The sequence below is a fragment of the Falsiroseomonas sp. RANM36 genome (genome assembly GCF_056682175.1).
Map to the genome: position 1 here is coordinate 1 of NZ_JBWXTD010000024.1, position 3,975 is coordinate 3,975.

General features: G+C 73.0%; 3 protein-coding genes. All 3 read left to right on the forward strand.

Annotated features, from left to right (window positions below; genetic code table 11):
* The first annotated feature begins 753 nt into the window (after positions 1-753).
* Complete coding sequence (locus AC1MIR_RS27585; protein WP_480031369.1) at positions 754-2,025, forward strand: sarcosine oxidase subunit beta family protein; 1,272 nt, start codon at positions 754-756, stop codon at positions 2,023-2,025.
* A gap of 3 nt (positions 2,026-2,028) precedes the next feature.
* The gene (locus AC1MIR_RS27590; RefSeq protein ID WP_480031370.1) at positions 2,029-2,292 is read left to right on the forward strand and encodes a sarcosine oxidase subunit delta; all 264 of its coding nucleotides are present in this window, start codon (positions 2,029-2,031) and stop codon (positions 2,290-2,292) included.
* Positions 2,289-3,975 (forward strand): 2Fe-2S iron-sulfur cluster-binding protein (locus tag AC1MIR_RS27595; RefSeq protein WP_480031371.1); only part of this gene is annotated, 1,687 nt, incomplete at its 3' end. The genes AC1MIR_RS27590 and AC1MIR_RS27595, both read left to right, overlap by 4 nt.

A 3,975-nucleotide genomic window follows, 5' to 3' on the forward strand; every position in this document is an offset into this window, starting at 1 on the left:
CGCTGGCCGAAGGCGCGCGCGCCGTCGCCGACATCGACGCCGGCACGGTCGCCGCCGCCAAGATCATCCTCCTCCCCTGACGCGAAGGAGGGCGGCACGCGCAGGGCGCACATCCTGCTCGTGATCGCGGACGAGTTGCCGGCCTCTACGCGCCCTCACGCATCGTCGCCGGACCTGGCTCTGGCGATGCCCAGGTCTGGTCCGGGTGCAGCGGTTGTCCCGGATCACCCGGTCGCCCAGCCGCCGGTGATGCGTCCCGGTGAAGTCGCCGCCGAGCGCATGCGCCCAGAGAGCGTCCACCAATTGCACCGACGCCAGCGATGACCTGACCTCGGCCCCGTCACTGCATGCGTGCGCACGATGGGATGCGCCGCGCCGGCCAGGTCGCCGATGTCGCCGCTCTCCGGCACCGGGTCTGACGGGTCGGGGACGCGGTGATGCCACCGGGCTTCCGTGGACTGTTTCCGAACATGCGGAGACCGGCAACCGACGATACCTGTCCGTCGCGGTACCCGTCTGAAGCGCGCCATGGTCCCGGAACAGCCTCGGTGCTCGTCCTGTCTCGGCTGCCAAGCGGCGCGCCGCCCCCAGTCAGCGCCGGCAGGACCAAGGCCAGGCAATCGTGTCCGCCATCATGCGCGGAACGCTCGCAGCCCATCTGGCGCCGATCGTGGCACCCTGCCCTGGACAAACGTCCCGTCCCGTCCCAGCGTGTCGCCGCACTCTCGGACGTGTGAGGAGCCCTCGCCCGGCATGTCGGCCGCTGCGTCCCGCCGCTATTCATTCCTCGATCTGGTGAGAGAGACGCTACGCGGCCATACCGGTTGGCAGCCTGTCTGGCGCAGCCCAGTTCAGCCGAAGCCGCGCTACCGTGTCTTGATCGTGGGCGGCGGCGGGCATGGGCTTTCGACGGCCTGGCACCTGGCCGCGGAGCACGGGATCTCCGACGTTGCGGTGATCGAGAAGGGGCCGATCGGGCTCGGCAATGTCGGGCGCAATACGACGATCGTGCGATCGAACTATTTCGCCGCAGAGAATGTCCGCTTCTACGAACGCTCGCTGCAGATGTGGGAGCGGTTCGAGCAGACCCACGGCTTCAACGCCATGGTCAGCCAGCGCGGCACGCTGAACCTTTTCCATTCCGACGGCCAGCGCGACCTCTTCGCCCGCCGCGCCAACCAGATGCTGATCGAGGGCGCGGATTGCGAGCTGCTGGACCGCGCGGCGGTGAAGCGCCTGGCGCCCCTGATCGAACTCGACGACGCGCGCTTCCCCGTGCTGGGCGGTTTCCTGCAGCGCCGCGGCGGCACGGTGCGGCACGATGCGGTGCCCTGGGCCTATGCGCGGTCCGCCAGCGCGCGGGGCGTCGACATCGTCGAGCATTGCGAGGTCACGGGCATCCGCGTGGAGGCGGGCCGCGTCACCGGCGTGGAGACGACGCGCGGCGCCGTCGCGGCGGAGAAGGTGGTGCTCTGCGTCGCCGGCCATTCCTCGCACCTCGCGGCGATGGCGGGTTTCCGCCTGCCGATGGAGACGCATGTCCTGCAGGCTTTCGTGGCGGAGGCGGTGAAGCCCTGCCTCGATGTCGTCGTGACCTATGGCGCGGGGCATTTCTACGTCAGCCAGTCCGACAAGGGGGGCCTCGTCTTCGGCGGCCCGACCGACGGGCACAACAGCTACGCGCAGCGCGGCAACCTGCCGGTGGTGGAGGAGGTGCTGAGCGCGGGCGCGACGCTGATGCCGGCGCTGAAGCGTCTGCGCGTGCTGCGGCAATGGGGCGGCGTGATGGACATGTCGATGGACGGCAACCCCATCATCTCCGCGACGCCGGTCGGGAATCTCTACCTGAACGGCGGCTGGTGCTATGGCGGCTTCAAGGCGGTGCCGGCGGGCGGGCTGTGCACCGCGCATCTCGTCGCGACCGGCACACCGCATCCGCTCGCCGCGCATTTCGGGCTGGGCCGCTTTCGCGAAGGCCGCACGATCGACGAGCGCGGCGTCGGTCCCTACCCCTGGGCGCATTGACGGATGCACCGGATCGCCTGCCCCCATTGCGGCGTGCGCGACGAGGCGGAGTTCCGCTATCGCGGCGACGCGACGCTGGCGCGGCCGGCGGCGGATGCGGGCATCGAGGCCTTCGCCGCCCATGTCTTCGACCGCGACAACAAGCGGGGCTGGCACCTCGAATGGTGGCACCACGTCCAGGGCTGCCGCCGCGTGCTGAAGGTCCGGCGCCACACGCTGACGCATGAGATCGCCTGGGTCGGCACGGCGCAGGAGACGCCGCCGTGACGGGCTTCCGGCTGGCCTCCGGCGGGCTGGTGGATCGCGACCGGCCGCTCGGCTTCCGCTTCGACGGGCGCGCGATGACGGGTTTCGCGGGCGACACGCTGGCCTCGGCGCTGATCGCGCATGGCGAGCGCGTCGTCGGGCGGTCCTTCAAGTATCACCGGCCGCGCGGCGTCGTGACGGCGGGGCCGGAGGAGCCCTGCGCGCTGGTCGAGCTGCGCGATGGCGCGCGGCGAGAGCCCAACACACCGGCGACGACGGTCGAGCTGTTCGACGGCCTGGTCGCCGCCAGCCAGAATCGCTGGCCGTCGCTGCGCTTCGATGTCGGTGCGGTGAACGGGCTGCTCTCGCCGCTGCTGCCGGCGGGCTTCTACTACAAGACCTTCAAATGGCCGCCGTCGTGGTGGGAGAAGGTCTATGAGCCGCTGATCCGCCGCGCCGCGGGGCTCGGGCGTCTGGCCGAGGCGCCGGATCCTGATCGCTACGAGCACCTGCACGCGCATTGCGACCTGCTCGTCGTCGGCGCCGGGCCGGCGGGACTGGCCGCCGCGCGCATGGCCGCAGCGGCCGGCGCGCGCGTGATCCTGGCGGAGCAGGATTTCCGGGCCGGTGGCGGCGCGCTGCTCGATCGCGACGACGCGGGCTGGGCGCAGGCCGCGATCGCCACGCTGCCGGCGGGCGTGCTGCGGACGCGGATGGCCGTGGTCGGCGCCTATGGCCAGGGCGTCTTCGCGGCGATCGAGCGCGTGGCCGACCATGTCGCGGAACCCGGCGACGCGCCACGCCAGCGGCTGCACGTGATCCGCGCGCGGCGCGCGATCCTCGCGACCGGCGCGACCGAGCGCCTGATAGCCTTCCCCGGCAACGACCGGCCCGGCGTGATGCTGGCGGGCGCGGCGCTGGCCTATGCGCGGCGATTCGGCGTCGGCGTCGGGCGGCGCGTCGCGGTGTTCACGCTGGACGATTCCGGGCACCGCGCCGCGCTGGCCCTGGCCGAGGCCGGGATCGAGGTCGCCACCATCCTCGACCCGCGCGAGGACAGCGCAGGCGCGGCGGCGTCGCGTGCGGCCGGGCTGCAGGTGGCGAGCGCCTGGGAAGCCTGCGGCACGCAAGGCGCGCGCGGCATCCATGGGCTGCACGCGCGGCGCGTCGGCGCGGCGACGTCGGAGTTCATCCAGGCCGAGGCGCTGCTGGTTGCCGGCGGCTGGACGCCCGAGGTCGCGCTGGCGCACCAGGCCGGGCTGGCGCTGGCATGGGACGCCGCGATCCACGGCTTCGTCCCCACCGGGACGCAGGAGGGCACCGCGGCGGCCGGCGCGGCGCGCGGCGTCTTCGGCATCGCGGAAGCCGCGGCCGATGGCGCGCGCGCGGCGCGGGAGGCGCTGGACGGGCTTGGCCTCGTTGCCGCCGATGTGCCGCTGCCTTGCACGCCGGCCGCGGTCACGCCACCCGCGCCGATCGCGGAAATCCGCGCGCGGCAAAAAGCCTTCGTGGACCTCCAGCACGACGTCACCGCCGACGACCTGCGCCTGGCGGTGCGCGAGGGCTACGCGCATGCCGAGCATGCCAAGCGCTACACCACGCATGGCATGGCGACCGACCAGGGCCGCCTCGGCGGCCTGCCCGGCGCCCCGGGGCGGCCCGGCGCGCGGGGGGGCGGGGCGCCAGGGGGGGCGGGCGGGCGGC

Excerpts from the sequence above, each read along its gene's own strand:
- AC1MIR_RS27585 (WP_480031369.1), top strand. The coding sequence starts at position 754 with ATGTCGGCCGCTGCGTCCCGCCGCTATTCATTCCTCGATCTGGTGAGA.
- AC1MIR_RS27590 (WP_480031370.1), top strand. The coding sequence starts at position 2,029 with ATGCACCGGATCGCCTGCCCCCATTGCGGCGTGCGCGACGAGGCGGAG.